Raw genomic sequence first — 16,119 nt, 5'->3', positions numbered from 1 at the left:
CGGGTCGGGCAGCGGGAATCGCGCGCAGGCCTGCTCGTACGACTCTCCGCCCAGGTAGGCTTCGGCCGCAGCCAACGAGCAGCCCACCCGTCGCTTGTACACGATGCCCTTGTACTTCTTCTTGATCTCCACGAACACGCGGTCGCCAGCCTGCGGCGACCCGTAGCTGCGCAAGCGCAGCTTCTCCTTGTACAGCGGCTTGTCCAACGACCGCTCGATGAGCGCGCGCTCGGGCGTGTCGAAGTAGCGGCTGACGATGCGCGTCCGGCCGAACGCGTCGGGCGCCATGCGACCGCGTAACGCGGCTGCCATCGCGCGGTGCTGGCGCGCGTCCAGGCGGTACTTCACTTCCTTGCGTTCGAATACGTCGGTGAACGTTGTCATGGGATACCGGTCCTTTCCATCAGACACCGCATCCTAGCCGCGCTGCCTGAAAGTTCCCTGAAAGGGCCTGCCTCCGCCCGAGCGCTCGCGCAGAAGCAACACGCTCGCGAAAAGGGCCTTCGCCTGTTTCTTTCAGACGCTTTTCAGGTCTGACGGTACAATGGAAGCTAGGACGCGCGAAAGAAAGCAGGTCGCCATGCAAGTCCTCATCGTTGAAGACGACGTGCGCCTGGCGCAGGCGCTGGCGCACATACTCGCCGAGAACGGCTACCAGACGGACGTCGTGCACGACGGCGCCTCCGGCCTCGCCTACGCCGAATGCGGCGACTACGACGTGATCATCCTCGACGTGATGCTGCCGAAGATGGACGGCTTCGCCGTGGTGGCCCAGCTGCGCCGCAAAAGCATCAGCGTGCCGGTGCTGCTGCTCACCGCGCGCGACGCCGTGCCCGACAAGATCACCGGCCTCGACAGCGGCGCCGACGACTACATGACCAAGCCGTTCGCGCCCGCCGAGCTGCTGGCTCACCTGCGCGCGCTCACGCGCCGCCAGGGCGAAGTGCTGTTCGAGAAGCTGGCCGCCGGCGACCTCGTGCTGAACCTGGAAAGCTACGACCTGGCGTGCGGGTCGAAGTCCATACACCTCAGCTACAAGGAGTTCTCGCTGGCCAAGGTGCTCATGGCGAACGCCGGGCAGGTGGTGTCGAAGGACATGCTCATCGCGAAGGTGTGGGGCGTGGAGTCGAGCGCCGAAGACAACAACGTGGAGGCCTACGTGTCGTTTCTGCGCAAGAAGATGAAGTTCCTGGGATCGACGGCGCGCATCGAGACGCTGCGGCGCGCGGGCTACCGGTTCGTGGCCGATGCCGCGCCCGACGACGCCTCGGAAAGCGCGGGCCTTCCATGCTGAAGAAGCTGCGCGTCAAGTTCATCGCGCTCAACATGGCCACCGTTGCCGTGGTGTTGGCCGTGGTGTTCACCGCCATCTGCGTCATCGACTACCAGCAGAGCGTCGCGCGCGTGCACGAGACGCTCGACGCTGCTCTTGCCCACGCAGGCGACGCGGGCGGCGGCCCGTCGAGCGGCACCCAGCCCGGCGCCCAGGTGCCAGCGGACGCCGCCCGTGCAAACGGAATGCCCCCCGAGATCGGCGGCAAGCGCGGCGGATCGGATCCCGCCATTCCCGTAGCGGTGTTCTCGGTGGAGGCCGACGGCTCGCTGGCAGCTGTTCAAACGCGCACTACGGCGTCCATCGCCGACGACGTGCTGGCGCAGGCCGCGGCCGCGCTGGCCGATCAGCCCGACGGCTCCGGCAGCCTGGACGGCCTAGGGCTGTTCTACGAGAAGCGCACCGTGGGAGGCGCCGCGTACCTCGCGTTCGCGGACATGAGCGCCGCAAGCGGCTGGCAGACCCTGGCCGTCACACTGGCGGGCGTGGGCGCGGCGGCGTTGGCTGCGTTCTTCGTGATCAGCATGTTCTTCTCGCGGTGGGCGCTGGCGCCAGTGGATCGCGCATGGCGCCAGCAGCGCCGGTTCGTAGCCGACGCTTCGCACGATTTGAAGACGCCCCTCACCGTGATCCTCGCGAACACGTCCATCCTGCTTGAGCATCCCGAGCGCAGCATCGCCAGCCAGAGCCAGTGGATCGAGAGCACCCAGCACGAAGCGCAGCAGATGCAGGGCCTGGTAGGCGACCTGTTGCTGCTCGCGCAGGTCGACGAGGGCGCCGCGCCGCCGCCCATGGAGCGGCTCGACCTCACCGACCTGGTGGAAGGCGAGCTGCTGCAGTTCGAGTCCGTGGCGTTCGAGCGCGCCGTCGATTTGCAATCGCAGCTGGACGAGAGCGTCATGGTGCGCGGCAATGCGATGAGGCTGCGCAAGTTGGTGGGCACGCTGCTGGACAACGCATGCAAGTACGCCGACGACGGCGGCAGCGTGAACGTATCGCTGCGCCAAAGCGTGCGCCGCATCGAGCTGGCGGTGCACAACACCGGCTTCGCCATCGCGCCCGAGGATCTCCCCCACGTGTTCGACCGCTTCTACCGCGCCGACAAGGCGCGCACGCGCGACGACAGCGGCTACGGCCTGGGGCTGGCCATCGCGCACGCCATCGCCGAGGAGCACGGCGGCAACCTCGCTGCCGCCAGCGACGACGAGCGCGGCACCACGTTCACCCTCACGCTGCCCACCTTGCCCGCCTGACGACGCTGGCGAAGTCTTCTATACTGGAAGCTCAACCTGAACGCATCTGCTTCGCAAGGAGATCTACGCACATGGCACTACACTCGTGGCTCGCACGGCCTCAACGGCGGTTGGGGCCGCTGGGGCTCATCGTGCTGCTGGTCATCACGTCGCTGGTCACGCCGCTTTCGCTGGACATGTACACGCCGGCCGTCCCGCACATGACCGAGCATTTCAACACGTCGGAGAGCATGGTGAACCTCACGCTGGTGGGCTACTTCCTGTTCTTCGCCGTCGGGCTGCTGGCGTTCGGGCCCGCAAGCGACCGCTACGGACGCAAACCCGTGCTGCTGGCAGGCATTCTCACGTATGCGCTGGCCAGCGCTTTATGCGCGCTGTCAGTGGACATCGTCATGCTCATCGCCACGCGCATCCTGCAAGCCTTGGGCGCCGGGGCGGTGAGCGCGGTGTCCACGGCGGTGGTGAAGGACGCCGTCGTCCCCGAACGGCGCGAGGCTCTGCTGTCCGTCGTGCAGGTGATGTTCGTGGTAGGGCCCGTGCTGGCGCCGGTGGCGGGCGCGCTCATCCTGCAGGTCGCCGACTGGCGCATGACGTTCTGGGTACTGGCGGGCATCGGCCTTCTGTGCGCCGGGCTGGCGCTGCTGTTCGACGAGACGCTTCCCGTCAGCGAACGCTACGAGGGCACCGTGCTGGGAAGCGTGAAGCAGCTGGGCGCGGTGGCGCGCAACAAGGGGTTCTCGGCGTTCCTGGGCATCGTCGGGCTGTACAACCTGCCGTTCATGGCGTACATCGCCGTCGGTTCGTACGTGTACATCACGTTCTTCGGGCTGACCGAGCTGGAGTACAGCATGTACTTCGCGTTCGCCGCGCTGCTGACGGCTGCGGGGCCGTTCATCTGGCTTGCGGCCTCGCGGTTCATGTCCGCGCGGCGGTTCACCAGCATCCTGCTGGGCATCGCGCTGGCGTCCGGCGCGGCCATGCTGGCCGTGGGCCAAGCGAGCCCGCAGCTGTTCTGCATCACGTTCCTTGCGTTCGCGCTGACGGAGGCTGCCGTTCGGCCGTACAGCACCAACGTCCTGCTGTCGCAGCAGGAAGGCGATACCGGAGCCGCATCGTCGCTGATCAACTTCGCGCACACCGCCATCGGCTGCGTCGGCATGCTTGCCGCCGTACTGCCGTGGCCGAACTACGTGGTAGGCGTGGGCGTCATCATCGTCGGTTCGATGGGCGTCGCCATCGCCGGCTGGGTGGCTCTGCTGCGCTCGAACGTACCGCTCCGAGGCATCAAAGATGCAGGAGACGAACCAACAGCGGCACCCGACAGCGACCTTGCCCCGCAAGAACGCTAGATAGCTGCGGCTTTCGCACGCTTCATGCAGCTTTAATCTTCTTTCATGATCTTGCGCCTTGCAAGAGGGGCCTGCTCCAACGAGACGCTTGGTTATCTGAGCTCCCTCACAATGGCATAGTCCGATGAGGAGCATAAGCCTAAGGGAACGCACGGCGTGCGCAGGCGGCAAATGCGGCACAAGCCGGAGAGGCTTGCGCCGCATAGGGAGCTGCATCTACTGGGAACCGATTCCTTTTACCTGCGCGCCGCGCAATGCTTCCCAGCCAGGTAACCGTGAACGATCGCAAAAGCGTTCGACATGCCCGGCAACGATGCTTCATAATGGTTGCCGAAGCGTCGTCCAACCACGTTGCCCGCAGCGTAGAGTCCGGGAATCGCCCCGTTCGAACCGCAAACCTCCAGATCAGGCGAGCAGAGCACGCCGCTCATCGTATGAATGAACGACTGCTGCGCCCTGATCGCGTAAAACGGCGCGGTCTCGATCGGATACAAGTAGCGACTAGGCTTGGCGAAGTCGGAATCGAACCCTTGGGCGACCATTTCGTTGTACCGGTCGATCGAGGCCTTCAGCACCTCTGGATCGACCTCCATCTCGGAAGCGAGCTCCTCGATCGTGTCCGCCTTTACGTTCGGGCTCTTCGACATCGTCTCCTCGTCCAGCCCGCTCTCCATGACGCCGAACATGCATATCGGCTTCATGTCCGCAGTCTGCTGAGCATAGTTCGCATCGACGATCTTCCAAAAATGAGCGCCCTTCTCTGCGGCGCACGGCTGATCGTATGCGATACGGCCGATTATCATGAACGCATTAGCCTCGTTGGCGAACCGCTCGCCGATGGAGTTCACGCCCATGTACGGCAGCAGCCCAGCCTCCGCTACGCTGGGCCACCCCATCGTAGCGACGGGATTGTCCTCCATGACACCGCCTGCCCAGATGCACATCTTATGGCCGTCTCCCGTATCCAAACGACCCTTCGGCTGCTCGTCTGATTCCATGTAGGAGGTGTATGCGTTGCAGTCGTACATATCCTTGGCGATCGTTTCAGGCAGCAACGCCGTGCACATGTCTTCGTTACCTGCAAAGTCCCCCGTACACACGATAACGCCCTTTGCCGCCTTGATCCGCAGATACGACCCGTCTTCGGCCTGCGCGACGGCTCCACCCACCGCGCCGTTATCCGTTTGCTCCAGGTACAAACCAGGCGTGTTGTACTTGACCTGCGCTCCAGACTTCACCGCTTCGGAAGTCAGCGCATCGAGAAGATACTTTTCGCGTTCCTTCCCCTCTTCGATGAAGTGATCCCATCCCGTGGTGAAGCTGCCGGGGATCGTGATGTAGGGCTCCTTGCTTGGATCGACGCCTTCGGGGTACTGCGTGAAGGGCATGCCTATAACAACCCCGTTCGCTTCGGCTTTCTCCAAAAGCCAATCCATGATCGCACCGCTTTCGTGCGCCCAGGTTGCCCAAAACGACGTGTCGCACAGCGGCCCGTATTTAACAAGCTCGTTGTTGAGCACCTCTTCCGGGTCGAGGGTCACTCCAGCCTCCACCTGCTTTTCGTAACCGATTGCAGAATGGAAGATGCCGCCGTAACGCGAGCAGCTGTGCTTTTCGATAAGGATGGCATTCGCGCCTTCCTCAACAGCCGCATTCAAGGCGCATAGCCCGGAAAGCCCGCCGCCGATTACAAGCACATCGCACTCCAACGTTTCGGCGATATCGCCTTCGTCGATCGTCTGAGGAGCGCCAAGCCAATCGACAGCCCCTCCATCGCCAGCGCTCTTGCCGTTTTTTTCGACGGCCGATTCGCTTTCCTTTTTCGGCGCGCAACCTCCAAGAAGCATGCCCGTAGAAGCGACAGCTCCTGCAAGCACAGACCCCTTCAGAAACGAGCGTCGATCCATCGTTGATTCCATACGTCCCTCCTTGGTCGTTCGCTTGCCCGACTGCAAGCAGGACCAAGGGTACGGATCCGACGGAAGGTTTACATCGGAGGAAGCGGGTGATCATCGCAATCGATGAGCTGAGCTGGATGCATGTCAAACAGATCACCGGAAAAGTACTACTGCCATCTCAACGCCCCGCATCCTGCGCCTTCGCTTAAAACTTCGAAACAAGCTCCTTGCGCGAAGACACGCCCGTCTTCTTGTATACGTTCCCCACATGCGTTTTGACGGTATTCGTGCTTATGAAGAGCCGCTCCGCTATTTCCTCGTACGTCAGCCGATTGAGCAGCAATAGAAGGACCTCTCGCTCTCTCATAGTGAGGTCGTACCGCTCGAACGCCGCATCGTCGAGCGAAAGCTCCGAAAGCCTGACGGAATCGTCGGCGATAGATTCAGCATGAAGCTTCGAGGGCGCGTCTCGTCTGCGCGAGAATAGGAATATGCAACATACTAATATAATGTAGATCATCACCGATGAAGCAGCGCTCGCAAACTCAGAAGGAAGCAGGGCCCCTACTAGCTGCCCCGAATTGTCAGCCAGCGTAAACACACCCAAGATGAACAACAGCTTCGACTGGGGCTTTTCGGATGGAGCGCTGAGCACCGCCGCGTAGTAGTACTGCAGCATAAGAAAAGACACGAAGCCCGCATTCCCCACAATCGCTGGAACTACCTGGTTCAACGATGCAAGGGGCAACAACGCCATGCTCGCCGCAGTCAACGGAGCCACCACAACCGCGAACTGCTTCACCAAACCCCAACGCTGTCGCGAGAAGTAAACCGCCAACAAGAGCGCCGCGGCGACGAAGGTGCCCGCCAGCACGAGCGGCAACGCCGCGCTTGCCCAACCTTCCCCGACTTGCGAGACCATGTTGCGCACAAGACCGTAAGGAAGCCCTATCAAGAAGGCCAAAAATGCAAGCTGCCCCACATTCGCATCGAGCGCAACGGACGGTTCGCGATTCTCGTCTGCACCCACGCGGCTCGAAGCATGCATTAACAGCAAAGACAACGTGCCGAACACCATGGCAACCGGAATCGCAGGAATCTCAAGAATGTTCACCGCCGCAAAAAGGAGCAGCGCGATACCTTGCTCCACGGCGCAAAGCAAAAGAATGTCTCGATGCCTGCAGCGGGCATGAAGGCATCCGTACAAGGCGAACACGATGCCGATACCCGTCCCCGAAAGAAGCGAGCCAGCGAACGCCAAAGCAGATTCTGTGGCGGCGAGAGGAAAGCACGCTAGACCGCCGATAACGCAGAAGAATGCCGCAATATAGGTTCGAGTCCCTCCGTATGCCCGACGAAGCCGAGGAGAGAACATAAGCACCACGAACACCACGAGAGTTGCAAGCACGCACGAAAGCCAAATAATGTCGGGAAAACCGACAATCGGATCCAAAGAGACGATATCGTTTTGGTACAGAGTGAGAAAATGGCAGCACCACCACAACGCGCCACCGATCACCAGAAAACGCCACTTCCGCAGAGAGGCAAGGGCTTCTTCGAAAAGCCGTCCCTCGGCTTTCATCAATACAACCTCCGTCAGACATCGAAGGATTCATCAGGCTTTGCACTCGTATGGCGCAACGAAAACGAGTATACACCCTCGCGAACTGCTTCCACCGATCCGTGACGCCGAAAACGCTTCCGCACGGTAAAAGCGAGGCGGTTTGGTAATCCTATGGCAAAGGTAGAATATCAGGCGATACTTTCCCACCTGGGGAAATAACGGACCTGCCTTACATTCGACTACATTTGCGCGAAGCAGAGCGCCTTCAAAGTTACCAGGCTTCGTTTTTGCCGTCAAACCTCGCTTTTGCCGGCAGGCCTCGATTCCAACCGCCCCCAACAACGCGAGCGGCCCCGGCATAGCCGGGGCCGCTGGAAGCGTTTCGCTTACACGTAGAACAGGATGTCGTTGTACGTGGGAACGGGCCAGTGGTCGCGATCGACGAGGACTTCGAGCCCGTCGACGGCGGCGCGCAGCCTGTCCATGACGGGGATGACCTCGTGCGCGTAGGTGTTCGCCTTCTCCTGCTCGCTCTCGATCTCCAGCGTCTCGTGGTGCAGCTTGCCCAGGGCGCGCAGCTGCGTGTCGATCTCCTTGATGCCCAGCAGCAAACGGCGCAGCAGCTCTTCCTGCTGGTCGGTGTCGGCACCGGCGCAAGCCGACCGGATGGCGTTGATGTGGCCGGCCACCTCGGCGGCGTAGCTGTTGATGGCGGGCAGGTAGGCGCGGCGCACCATGCGCTTCATCGTGCGCGCCTCGATGTTCAGCAGCTTGTTGTACTTCTCCAGCTTCACCTCGTAGCGGCTGCGCACTTCGGTTTCCGTGAGCACGCCGAACTCCTCGAACAGCGCGATGCTCTTCGGTTCGACGAAGCACGGCAGGGCGTCGGCCGTCGTAGGATGGTTCGCCAGGCCGCGGCGCTCCGCCTCCCGCGTCCATTCTTCCGAATAGCCGTTGCCGTTGAAGATGATGCGCTGGTGCGCCGTCAGCACGTCGCGGATGTAATCGATGGCGGCGGCTTCGAATTCCTCGCCGGCCTTGCCCTCCATCGCGTCGGCGAAGTCCTTGAGGCTCTTCGCCATGGCCGTGTTCAGGATCATGTTGCAATCCGACAGGTTCACGCCCGAGCCGGGCATGCGGAACTCGAACTTGTTGCCGGTGAACGCGAACGGCGAGGTGCGGTTGCGGTCGGTGTTGTCCTTGAGGAAGTTCGGCAGCACGGCCACGCCCAGGTCCATGGCCACTTTCTCGGCGTTCGTGTACTCGTGGTCGTCGATGAGCGCGTCCACGATAGCGTCTAGCTCGTCGCCCAGGAAGATGGAGATGATGGCCGGCGGCGCCTCGTCGGCACCGAGGCGATGGTCGTTGCCCGCGGACGCCACCGACATGCGCAGCAGCTCCTGATAGTCGTCCACCGCCTGGATGACGCCCGCGAGGAACACGAGGAAGCGCAGGTTGTCCATGGGGCTCTCGCCGGGGTCGAACAGGTTCTTCTTGCCGGCCGACAGCGACCAGTTGTTGTGCTTGCCCGAGCCGTTGATGCCCTCGAACGGCTTCTCGTGCTGCAGGCACACGAGACCGTGATGGCTGGCCAGCAGGCGCATCTTCTCCATGGTGAGAAGGTTCTCGTCCACGCCGCGATTCACGTTCGTGAAGATGGGAGCCAGCTCGTGCTGCGCCGGAGCCACCTCGTTGTGCTTCGTGCGAGCCGGCACGCCGAGCGCCCACAGCTCGTTGTCCAGTTCCTTCATGAACTCGTTGACGGTGGGACGGATGGCGCCGAAGTAATGCTCGTCGAGCTCTTGGCCCTTGCAGGGGGCGTAACCGAACAGGGTGCGGCCCGTCATGATGAGATCCTGGCGCTTGGCATAGGCCTTCTCGGACACGAGGAAGTATTCCTGCTCGGCGCCCAGCGTGGGCACGATGCGCTGACGCGGCTCGCCGAACAGGGCCAGCACGCGGTTGGCCTGCTCCTCCACCGCGCTCATCGAGCGCAAAAGCGGCGTCTTCTTGTCGAGGGCCTCGCCGGTGTAGGAGCAGAATGCCGTCGGGATGCACAGCACCTCGTCCTTGATGAAGGCGTAGGAGGTGGGGTCCCAGGCGGTGTAGCCGCGGGCCTCGAAGGTGGCGCGCAGGCCGCCGGACGGGAAGCTGGAGGCATCGGGCTCGCCCTGGATCAGCTCTTTTCCGGAGAAGCTCATGATGGCGCGGCCGTCGCTGCAGGGGTCGAGGAAGCTGTCGTGCTTCTCCGACGTGATGCCGGTCAGGGGCTGGAACCAATGCGTGAAGTGGGTGGCGCCCTTCTCGATGGCCCATTCCTTCATGGCGTGGGCCACGACGTTCGCTACCTCGATCTCGAGGGGCTTGCCCTCTTTCATGGTTTTGATCAGGCTCTTGTACGTGGCAGACGGCAGACGCTCCTGCATCGTATGCTCGTTGAATACCATCGAGCCGTAGATTTCCGAAACCTTCGCCATGAGAATGAGCTCCTTACTCGTTGCGTTCAAGGCGGTGCGCGGCCTCCCGCGACGCGCGCGGATGAACCACCCGCATACGATAGCACGGCCGCAGGTCAAACCGCATGATCAATACGCCGTAATCAAACTAACGGCGAAATGTTTCAAGAAGTTTTCGAACCCGAAGGGCAGTTTACAGCGCCTCCTCGGCAAGCTCGCCCTCCTCCTGCATGCCGAGCGCACGTTGTTCGGCCACCACAGCTGCCAGCAGATCCTGCTGAGAGTGAATGCCCATCTTGCGGTAGATGTTGCGCACATGCGTTTTCACCGTCTCCTTCGACAGCGTAAGCTCGTCGCAAATGGCCGCACGGCTGGATCCGCGCGCAAGGAGCGCGAACACCTCCTGCTCGCGCGCGGTCAGATCGTTGCGATGGCACACCAGCTCGCATCCGCGCTCGAAGCTATCAGGAAGCTCCTCCATGTCGCCGGGACGCACCATGCCCCAGCCGGTTTGCAGGTTCTTGCGGTCGCACATCACCAGCGAGCTTGCCAGCAGCACGAACACCATCACCGTAGCCAGATCGCTCGCCGTCTCGACCGACAGCGGAAGCACCCAGAGCGTCGCGCTCGCTACTAGGGCGCCGGCGATCTGGCCCAACAGCAAAAAGCACGTCGTAATGGCAAACACCCAGTTGGCGGGCAGTCCGCGCTTGCTGATGAGCAGCGCGCACAGCGCCCACATCATGATATCAACGAAGCGGTACCCCATCGCTTGCACGAACAATCCCGGCAGCGCATCGGGCCCCGCCAAGGCCAGGAACAAGAAGCCCAGCGACATGATGAGAAATCCCACCTGGTAGATCAGCTGGTTGAAGTCCATGCGGAAGAACAGCGCACACGTAAACAGCACGAGGGCAGACACCGCGAAGCTGGCTGCCGACAGGGCGACCACCGGCTCGTCGTGTCCGCCCATGAGCAGCACTGCCTGCACGATGCCGAACGACAGTCCTTGGACGAACGCCGTGGCCAGAAACTTGCGCGGCACATGAAGAGGAGCGTCCAAACCGTGCGCTAGCAGATCGGGTGTCACCGGAGCGTCGCGCATGAGCAACGCCATGCTTGCGGCGGGGATGACGAGCGCCGCTGCCCACACCGCCGCCTCAGGCAACAACGTGATGCACACGGTAAGAAGGGCAGCCACCACGGTTCCCACCACGCCGTGCAGAATGGTGGTGCGCGGTCCCAGATCGCCCAAGATGCGACCCCATTCCACATGAAGGCACGCCGTGCCCGCGCCCATGAGAAGACCGCCCAGGCACACCGCCGCGACGTTCACCAGCTCCACGGTCAAAGGCGAGAAGGAAAGGATGCCGCACGTAGTCACGCCGATCGACATGGAGGCCGGCACGGCAATGCGGTACCATCGCCCTTGCGGCACAATCCTCCTCGCCTTCAGCAGCACGCCCAACACCAAAAACGTACAGGCGTACGCCGACAGCGGCACGACCCATCCAGGCAGCGGAAAGTCGAGCGCCGCGAGAAACGGCGGGTTGAAAAACGTGGTTTGGAACACAAGCCACACCCATGTCCAGAACAGGCCGAAGCCCATCGACAGCCGCGGATGCGCGCGCATCTCGCGGCGAAACGAGCGCAGCATGCCATGACGCTCTTGCCACCCCGTTAAAGCGCAGCGCGATGCGGCCTCCCCGCCGCGGCCATCCTGTACATTCGGCACGGTCAACATCGCCCCTCCCCGAGCTGCTTGATTCCGTGGTTGCATGGTAGCACAGAGCAAGCATGCGTCAGTGTCTCGCCTCTACCCCTTCCGGGGGTAGATTCGGTTTCCGGCGATTTACCACGCAAGGGGGATGGCGGGACGCGTTGGAATTTCAGTATGGTCTACGCCAAGAGCTCGGTCGCTTCCATCTTGAGCGACCGACGACCATCAGGGAGAGAGGGAGTTCCATTATGTCGAAGAATGAACGCGCCGCACGCACTTCAACAGGGGTTTCTCGTCGCCAGTTCCTCATTGGAGCAGGACTTGCAAGCCTTGGCGCCGCAGGAGCCGGCCTCGCCGGCTGCGCCCCCAGCACGCAAGCCGCCGACGAAACAGCTACCGCAAGCGGCGCAATCGACTCCGCGAGCCTCGCCGGCAACCCCTTGGGAGCCAACGCGGCCGTCGAATGGTCGTTCATGACGCCGCCGGCCGACATCCCCGCCGACCAGATCACGGGAACCGAGGACGTGGACGTGCTCGTAGTGGGCTGCGGATTCGCCGGCGCCATCGCCTCGGTCGCCGCAGCGCAGGAGGGCGCGAAAACGCTGTGCATCGACAAGTGCAACACGTACTCCGGACGCGGCGGACACATCACGGCCTACGGATCGAAGCTCGTGAAGCAATACGTGAATGAGGGTTGGTTCAAAGAGGCCGACTACGCGCACATCGTGCGGCGCCTGATCGAGTGGGCTACCGGCCGCGTGAAAGAACCGCTGCTGTGGCAATTCGCCAAGAAATCGGGCGCGTGCATGGACTGGCTGGTCGACCTCGTGGCCGAATCGGGCTTGAAGCCCACACTGTGGGCCGGCTACTACAAGGGCCCCGACTACACCGAGGAGCCCATCACGCACTTCTTCTACGACGACACCACCGACTTCGTGTACCTCGACGGCGTGTCGAAGGGCCTGGGCATGGCCGTGCTCATCCCCGCCGTCATCGAGCAGGGCGAGAAGCTGGGCGTCGAGTACCGTTACGAAACGCCATGCGCTCGCCTGCTGCGCGAAGGCAACGGGCCCGTGACGGGCGCCATCGTGGGCGAGGAAGGGTCGTACAAGCAGATAAACGCGAAGTCCGTGATCATCGCCACCGGCGACTACCTGGACGACGACGAGATGCGCACGCGCTACCAGCCCTTCACTTGGCATGCCGACAGCCGCCTGTACATCCCCTTCGGCATTTCCACGGGCGATCTGCACAAGCAGGCCATGTGGATTGGCGGGGCCATGCAGGAGTCCGAGCCGCACTGCGCCACCATCCATCTGGAGTCCGGTGCGCAAAGCTACAACTTCCTGCACGTCAACAAGAACGGCCAGCGTTTCATGAACGAGGACGTGAACACGCAGTCGAAGTCGTGCGTGAAGTCGTACCAACCCGAGGGCAAGGCGTTCACCATCTACGATGCGAACTCGCTGGAATCGTTCGCCCAGTCGTGCAACGACGGCATCTCGGGCGGCATCTCGTCCGATCAGCAGTACCGCCGCTTCGGTGTGCCGTTCGACATGGACGTAGAGCTGAAGCTGCGCCAGGCGAAGATCGACCAGGGTCTGCTGTTCCAAGCCGACACGCTGGACGAGCTGGCTGAAAAAGCGGGGATCGACGCCGAGGGGCTCAAGGCCACCGTCGCACGCTACAACGAGCTGGCCGCGAAGGGCAACGACGACGACTTCGGCAAGCGCCCGGAAATCCTGTGGCCCATCGATACGCCGCCCTACTTCGCAGGCCAACTGGTGTCCACGCTGCTGGCAGCGTCGGGTGGGCTGCGCCAGGATACGGAATGCCACGTCCTCGACGAGGAGAACAACCCCATCGAAGGCCTGTACGTGTGCGGTGCCGCAGGCGGCGAATACTTCTCGAACGACTACCCCACCATCTGCCCCGGCACGAACCATGGTCGCTGCCTGACGTTCGGTCGCATCGCCGGCATCAACGCCGCCGGAGGAGATGCCGACAAGGAGATAGCCGATCTCGAGATCGTCAGCGGCATGATGCCCGAGGAAGACCGCGTCAACACCGTGACGGCCTCGGCGAAGTAGCCCTCCCTTTCGATGCTCGGGACGCCCTGCGCATCCCGAGCATCGAATCCCAAGCCCCGCCGGTTCCCTCCCACCGCGCGGGGCTTCTTTTCGAACGCGCTACCACTCCACTTCTTCGTAGTCCAAGCCCTGCTCGCGCAGACGGGCGAACAGCTCTTCAGGGGTGACGGCTTCGACAGGAGACGCTTTGAAGTCCTTGACGTTGCGCGTGACGATGTAGTCCGCTTTGATTTTCGCGGCGCATTGGGCGACAAGGCAATCCTCGAAATCCGCCCAGCGCAAGCCGAGGGCCCGCCTTGCATCCTCCGGCGATACCCCTACGATCTGAAGGAACGACAGATTATGCTCGATCATCTCCTGGGCAGCATCGCTGCCGTGGTCCTTGCGCAGCAGATAGTAGATGTCGGTCAGCATATTCACGCTAATGTAGGTGGACGCTTCCTGGACCACTCCCAGCAGGCATACGCGGCGCGACAGCTCATAAAACGGTTCGCGTCGACCGATATGGTCGAGAATGATGTTGGTATCAAGCATCAAATCCATAGCGATCCTTCAAACGCGCTTCCCGCAGCTCTTCGTCGGACATCGTCAAAGGACGCTTCGTGTGCACCTGATCGAACGCCTCGATGCGACGGCGCAACTCATCCCTATCGGGCTTCTCGCTCTTCTCGAAAGGAAGGCCGTCGTGTTTCACGGTGTATTCGAACAGGCGCCTGACGGCCGAGGACGGCGTGTAGCCTTCACGCCGCATGATCGCGGCAGCGCGCTCCTTCATATCGCCGTTCAACCGCACGGTCATAACCGACTCCATTGTGCCTCCCATCGACGTATTACGTGTACTACAGTATAGAGGGAAGCGTCGCAACCCGCAACCGGGTTCCTACTTGTGCGCGTGGGCGCAAAACGGCACCTATGACAATTTCGACAGAGGGATTAAAGCGGTTCAAGCTGGCAATGCGGAAAACGCCTCCGCATACAGCCAGGTCACGAATTCCACCACTCGCTAAAAACCAAGTTCTCCAAAACGAACTTTGTCATAGCTTGCCATTCGGGGACAACTCGGAGCGAGGGAGCGGTCGAAACGGGAGCGAGGCGAGACAAACCCCTCGCTTCGCTTCAAAAACCGACAGCCCGCCTCCGAGGAAGCGGGCTGTCGGTCCGTCTCGCATTATCAGCCTATAGGCAGTACCCTCCGCGCGCCGACCCGGCCACGACGGGATGGGTCTCGACGAGGTAGGTGTCAACCGAGCCGATGAACTCGGATCCATGAGCCGTCAATCGTTGGAATTCCTTGGAATCATAGAAGCACTCGAAGGCATCCATGTCCTCGAAATAGAACTCGGCCATGCCATCGCAGGGAAGCTTCTCGCTGGAAACACTCGCCCCGTCTACGAATCGGTCGATCACGAGGTTTTGATTGTAGCCCGCATGGCCGGGAACAGCCTCCACCAGCTTCGCGTGAGCATAACACCACTCTCGACGGAATTCGGCCACGCTCACCCCCTCCGCCCGATTCAAGAACGACACGCGATGAACCAGGTTCTTTCCCCGCAGATACGGAGGAACTTCGCGCACCACGTTGCGGGAAAACACCAGGATGTCGCACAAGCGCTTCTGCAAAAGGATCTCGGCGTCGTCGAGAAGGGCGTTACCGGTTTCGGCATCCAACGACTGAACCCCTTCGAGCATTTCGCTGTACGTATCGAAATGAAGCTCCGAATACCCGTCGATATCGATGGCGCCTCCCATAATCGGGTGACGATGCTCGTTGTCAATGACGAGATTCTGGTTGTAAACGCGCAGGTTCTTCATTCCCGCAGCAATCGGCCCGTGGATATGCAGCCAATGATGCGAGAACGATTCCTGGGTGAACTTGTCGTTCCTCTTAAGCAATCCGCACCGAACAATCACGTGCTCGCTCCCTTCGTTGGACAGGGTCTTCATCAAGCCAACCCTCACATCATGAAAACCTGGTAGGCGTTCGCGCAGTCTTCGTAGCGCTTTTTGATGTTCGCCTCGCCCCGCAGATACGTCAGCGACATCTTGGCGAAGTACCATCGTCCGTCGATCTTCACGTACTCGTTATCATAATGGGCACGGCCCACGAACTCGCCTCCGCGCTGCGCGTCGTACAGATCGTCTTGGAGCGACCAATGCGAACGCGCCGTTTCTTCGCCCGTCAGCTCGATCCAATGATGGTGTCCTTGATGGCTCGACGTAACGCCGTCTGCGAACTTGGCTCGCATCGTGGCGAGCATCCCCTCTCGTCCTTCGTAGAGCCCTCCTGTCGTGTTGTTGACGAACACGAAATCTTCCACAAGGCATGCCCTCAGGCCATCCCAGTCTTTGGCATCGAGGGTATCCCAATACTCGGCCTGCAACCGCTCGATCGCCCTCATGTCCTCCAAGTCCCCGATGCGCTTCTCAAGCTCCTCAACAGTTGCCATAACTCCCTC

General features: G+C 61.8%; 13 protein-coding genes. 4 read left to right on the top strand and 9 right to left on the bottom strand.

The features are described 5' to 3' along the window. Positions 1-384: VTC domain-containing protein (locus tag ACMO6A_RS00740; protein ID WP_418470649.1), on the bottom strand; the 384-nt coding region annotated here is incomplete at its 3' end. Between the two features lie 196 nt (positions 385-580). Here ACMO6A_RS00740 and ACMO6A_RS00735 point away from each other — a divergent pair. The 3 genes from ACMO6A_RS00735 (at position 581) to ACMO6A_RS00725 (ending at position 3,935) form a co-directional block, all read left to right on the top strand. Next, positions 581-1,294: a response regulator transcription factor gene (locus ACMO6A_RS00735; protein WP_009305970.1), complete on the top strand. Its 714-nt coding sequence runs from the start codon at positions 581-583 to the stop codon at positions 1,292-1,294. Then, the gene (locus ACMO6A_RS00730; protein WP_009305969.1) at positions 1,288-2,586 is read left to right on the top strand and encodes a sensor histidine kinase; all 1,299 of its coding nucleotides are present in this window, start codon (positions 1,288-1,290) and stop codon (positions 2,584-2,586) included. Before ACMO6A_RS00735 ends, ACMO6A_RS00730 begins: the two co-directional genes overlap by 7 nt. Positions 2,587-2,657: 71 nt before the next feature. Continuing rightward, positions 2,658-3,935 (top strand): MFS transporter, encoded by a 1,278-nt coding sequence (locus tag ACMO6A_RS00725; protein WP_015759945.1) that lies wholly within the window; start codon positions 2,658-2,660, stop codon positions 3,933-3,935. Positions 3,936-4,171: 236 nt separating this feature from the next. Here the strand turns inward: ACMO6A_RS00725 and ACMO6A_RS00720 are convergent, their stop codons facing one another. From ACMO6A_RS00720 to ACMO6A_RS00705, 4 genes are all read right to left on the bottom strand, one after another. Further along, on the bottom strand, positions 4,172-5,890 hold the full coding sequence (locus ACMO6A_RS00720; protein WP_227111320.1) for an FAD-dependent oxidoreductase: 1,719 nt from the start codon (positions 5,888-5,890) through the stop codon (positions 4,172-4,174). Positions 5,891-6,038: 148 nt separating this feature from the next. After that, the gene (locus tag ACMO6A_RS00715; protein ID WP_009305966.1) at positions 6,039-7,415 is read right to left on the bottom strand and encodes a helix-turn-helix domain-containing protein; all 1,377 of its coding nucleotides are present in this window, start codon (positions 7,413-7,415) and stop codon (positions 6,039-6,041) included. A gap of 368 nt (positions 7,416-7,783) precedes the next feature. Then, complete coding sequence (locus ACMO6A_RS00710) at positions 7,784-9,874, bottom strand: glutamine synthetase III (protein WP_009305965.1); 2,091 nt, start codon at positions 9,872-9,874, stop codon at positions 7,784-7,786. A 172-nt stretch (positions 9,875-10,046) separates the two neighbouring features. Continuing rightward, positions 10,047-11,510, bottom strand: a complete 1,464-nt coding sequence (locus ACMO6A_RS00705) for a helix-turn-helix transcriptional regulator (protein WP_009305964.1) — start codon at positions 11,508-11,510, stop codon at positions 10,047-10,049. Between the two features lie 311 nt (positions 11,511-11,821). On the opposite strand from ACMO6A_RS00705, the gene ACMO6A_RS00700 reads away from it, so the two are divergent. Beyond that, positions 11,822-13,663: an FAD-binding protein gene (locus tag ACMO6A_RS00700; protein WP_009607954.1), complete on the top strand. Its 1,842-nt coding sequence runs from the start codon at positions 11,822-11,824 to the stop codon at positions 13,661-13,663. A 99-nt stretch (positions 13,664-13,762) separates the two neighbouring features. On the opposite strand, the gene ACMO6A_RS00695 is transcribed toward ACMO6A_RS00700, so the two are convergent. The 4 genes from ACMO6A_RS00695 to ACMO6A_RS00680 all read right to left on the bottom strand — a co-directional run bounded on the left by ACMO6A_RS00695 (position 13,763) and on the right by ACMO6A_RS00680 (position 16,110). Continuing rightward, positions 13,763-14,206 carry a type II toxin-antitoxin system VapC family toxin gene (locus ACMO6A_RS00695; RefSeq protein WP_009305962.1) on the bottom strand — a complete coding sequence of 148 codons (444 nt, stop codon included), beginning with the start codon at positions 14,204-14,206 and terminating at the stop codon, positions 13,763-13,765. After that, positions 14,190-14,462: a type II toxin-antitoxin system RelB/DinJ family antitoxin gene (locus ACMO6A_RS00690; protein WP_009608106.1), complete on the bottom strand. Its 273-nt coding sequence runs from the start codon at positions 14,460-14,462 to the stop codon at positions 14,190-14,192. The genes ACMO6A_RS00695 and ACMO6A_RS00690 overlap by 17 nt, the downstream gene beginning before the upstream one ends. Positions 14,463-14,839: 377 nt before the next feature. Then, on the bottom strand, positions 14,840-15,574 hold the full coding sequence (locus ACMO6A_RS00685; protein WP_041691694.1) for an EthD domain-containing protein: 735 nt from the start codon (positions 15,572-15,574) through the stop codon (positions 14,840-14,842). 44 nt (positions 15,575-15,618) lie between these two features. Beyond that, entirely contained in the window at positions 15,619-16,110 is a 492-nt protein-coding gene (locus ACMO6A_RS00680; RefSeq protein WP_015759936.1) for a nuclear transport factor 2 family protein, read from the bottom strand. Between the last annotated feature and the right edge of the window lie 9 nt (positions 16,111-16,119).

Origin of the sequence: Eggerthella sp., from assembly GCF_048329335.1 — a bacterium.
GTDB classification, from domain to species: domain Bacteria; phylum Actinomycetota; class Coriobacteriia; order Coriobacteriales; family Eggerthellaceae; genus Eggerthella; species Eggerthella lenta.
The sequence above is the reverse complement of the archived record's forward strand: the minus strand, read 5'-3'. Positions and strand labels throughout refer to the sequence as shown.

Excerpts from the sequence above, each read along its gene's own strand:
- ACMO6A_RS00735 (WP_009305970.1), top strand. The coding sequence starts at position 581 with ATGCAAGTCCTCATCGTTGAAGACGACGTGCGCCTGGCGCAGGCGCTG.
- ACMO6A_RS00730 (WP_009305969.1), top strand. The coding sequence starts at position 1,288 with ATGCTGAAGAAGCTGCGCGTCAAGTTCATCGCGCTCAACATGGCCACC.
- ACMO6A_RS00725 (WP_015759945.1), top strand. The coding sequence starts at position 2,658 with ATGGCACTACACTCGTGGCTCGCACGGCCTCAACGGCGGTTGGGGCCG.
- ACMO6A_RS00715 (WP_009305966.1), bottom strand. The coding sequence starts at position 7,415 with ATGAAAGCCGAGGGACGGCTTTTCGAAGAAGCCCTTGCCTCTCTGCGG.
- ACMO6A_RS00710 (WP_009305965.1), bottom strand. The coding sequence starts at position 9,874 with ATGGCGAAGGTTTCGGAAATCTACGGCTCGATGGTATTCAACGAGCAT.
- ACMO6A_RS00705 (WP_009305964.1), bottom strand. The coding sequence starts at position 11,510 with ATGCTGCGCTCGTTTCGCCGCGAGATGCGCGCGCATCCGCGGCTGTCG.
- ACMO6A_RS00700 (WP_009607954.1), top strand. The coding sequence starts at position 11,822 with ATGTCGAAGAATGAACGCGCCGCACGCACTTCAACAGGGGTTTCTCGT.
- ACMO6A_RS00695 (WP_009305962.1), bottom strand. The coding sequence starts at position 14,206 with ATGGATTTGATGCTTGATACCAACATCATTCTCGACCATATCGGTCGA.
- ACMO6A_RS00690 (WP_009608106.1), bottom strand. The coding sequence starts at position 14,462 with ATGACCGTGCGGTTGAACGGCGATATGAAGGAGCGCGCTGCCGCGATC.
- ACMO6A_RS00680 (WP_015759936.1), bottom strand. The coding sequence starts at position 16,110 with ATGGCAACTGTTGAGGAGCTTGAGAAGCGCATCGGGGACTTGGAGGAC.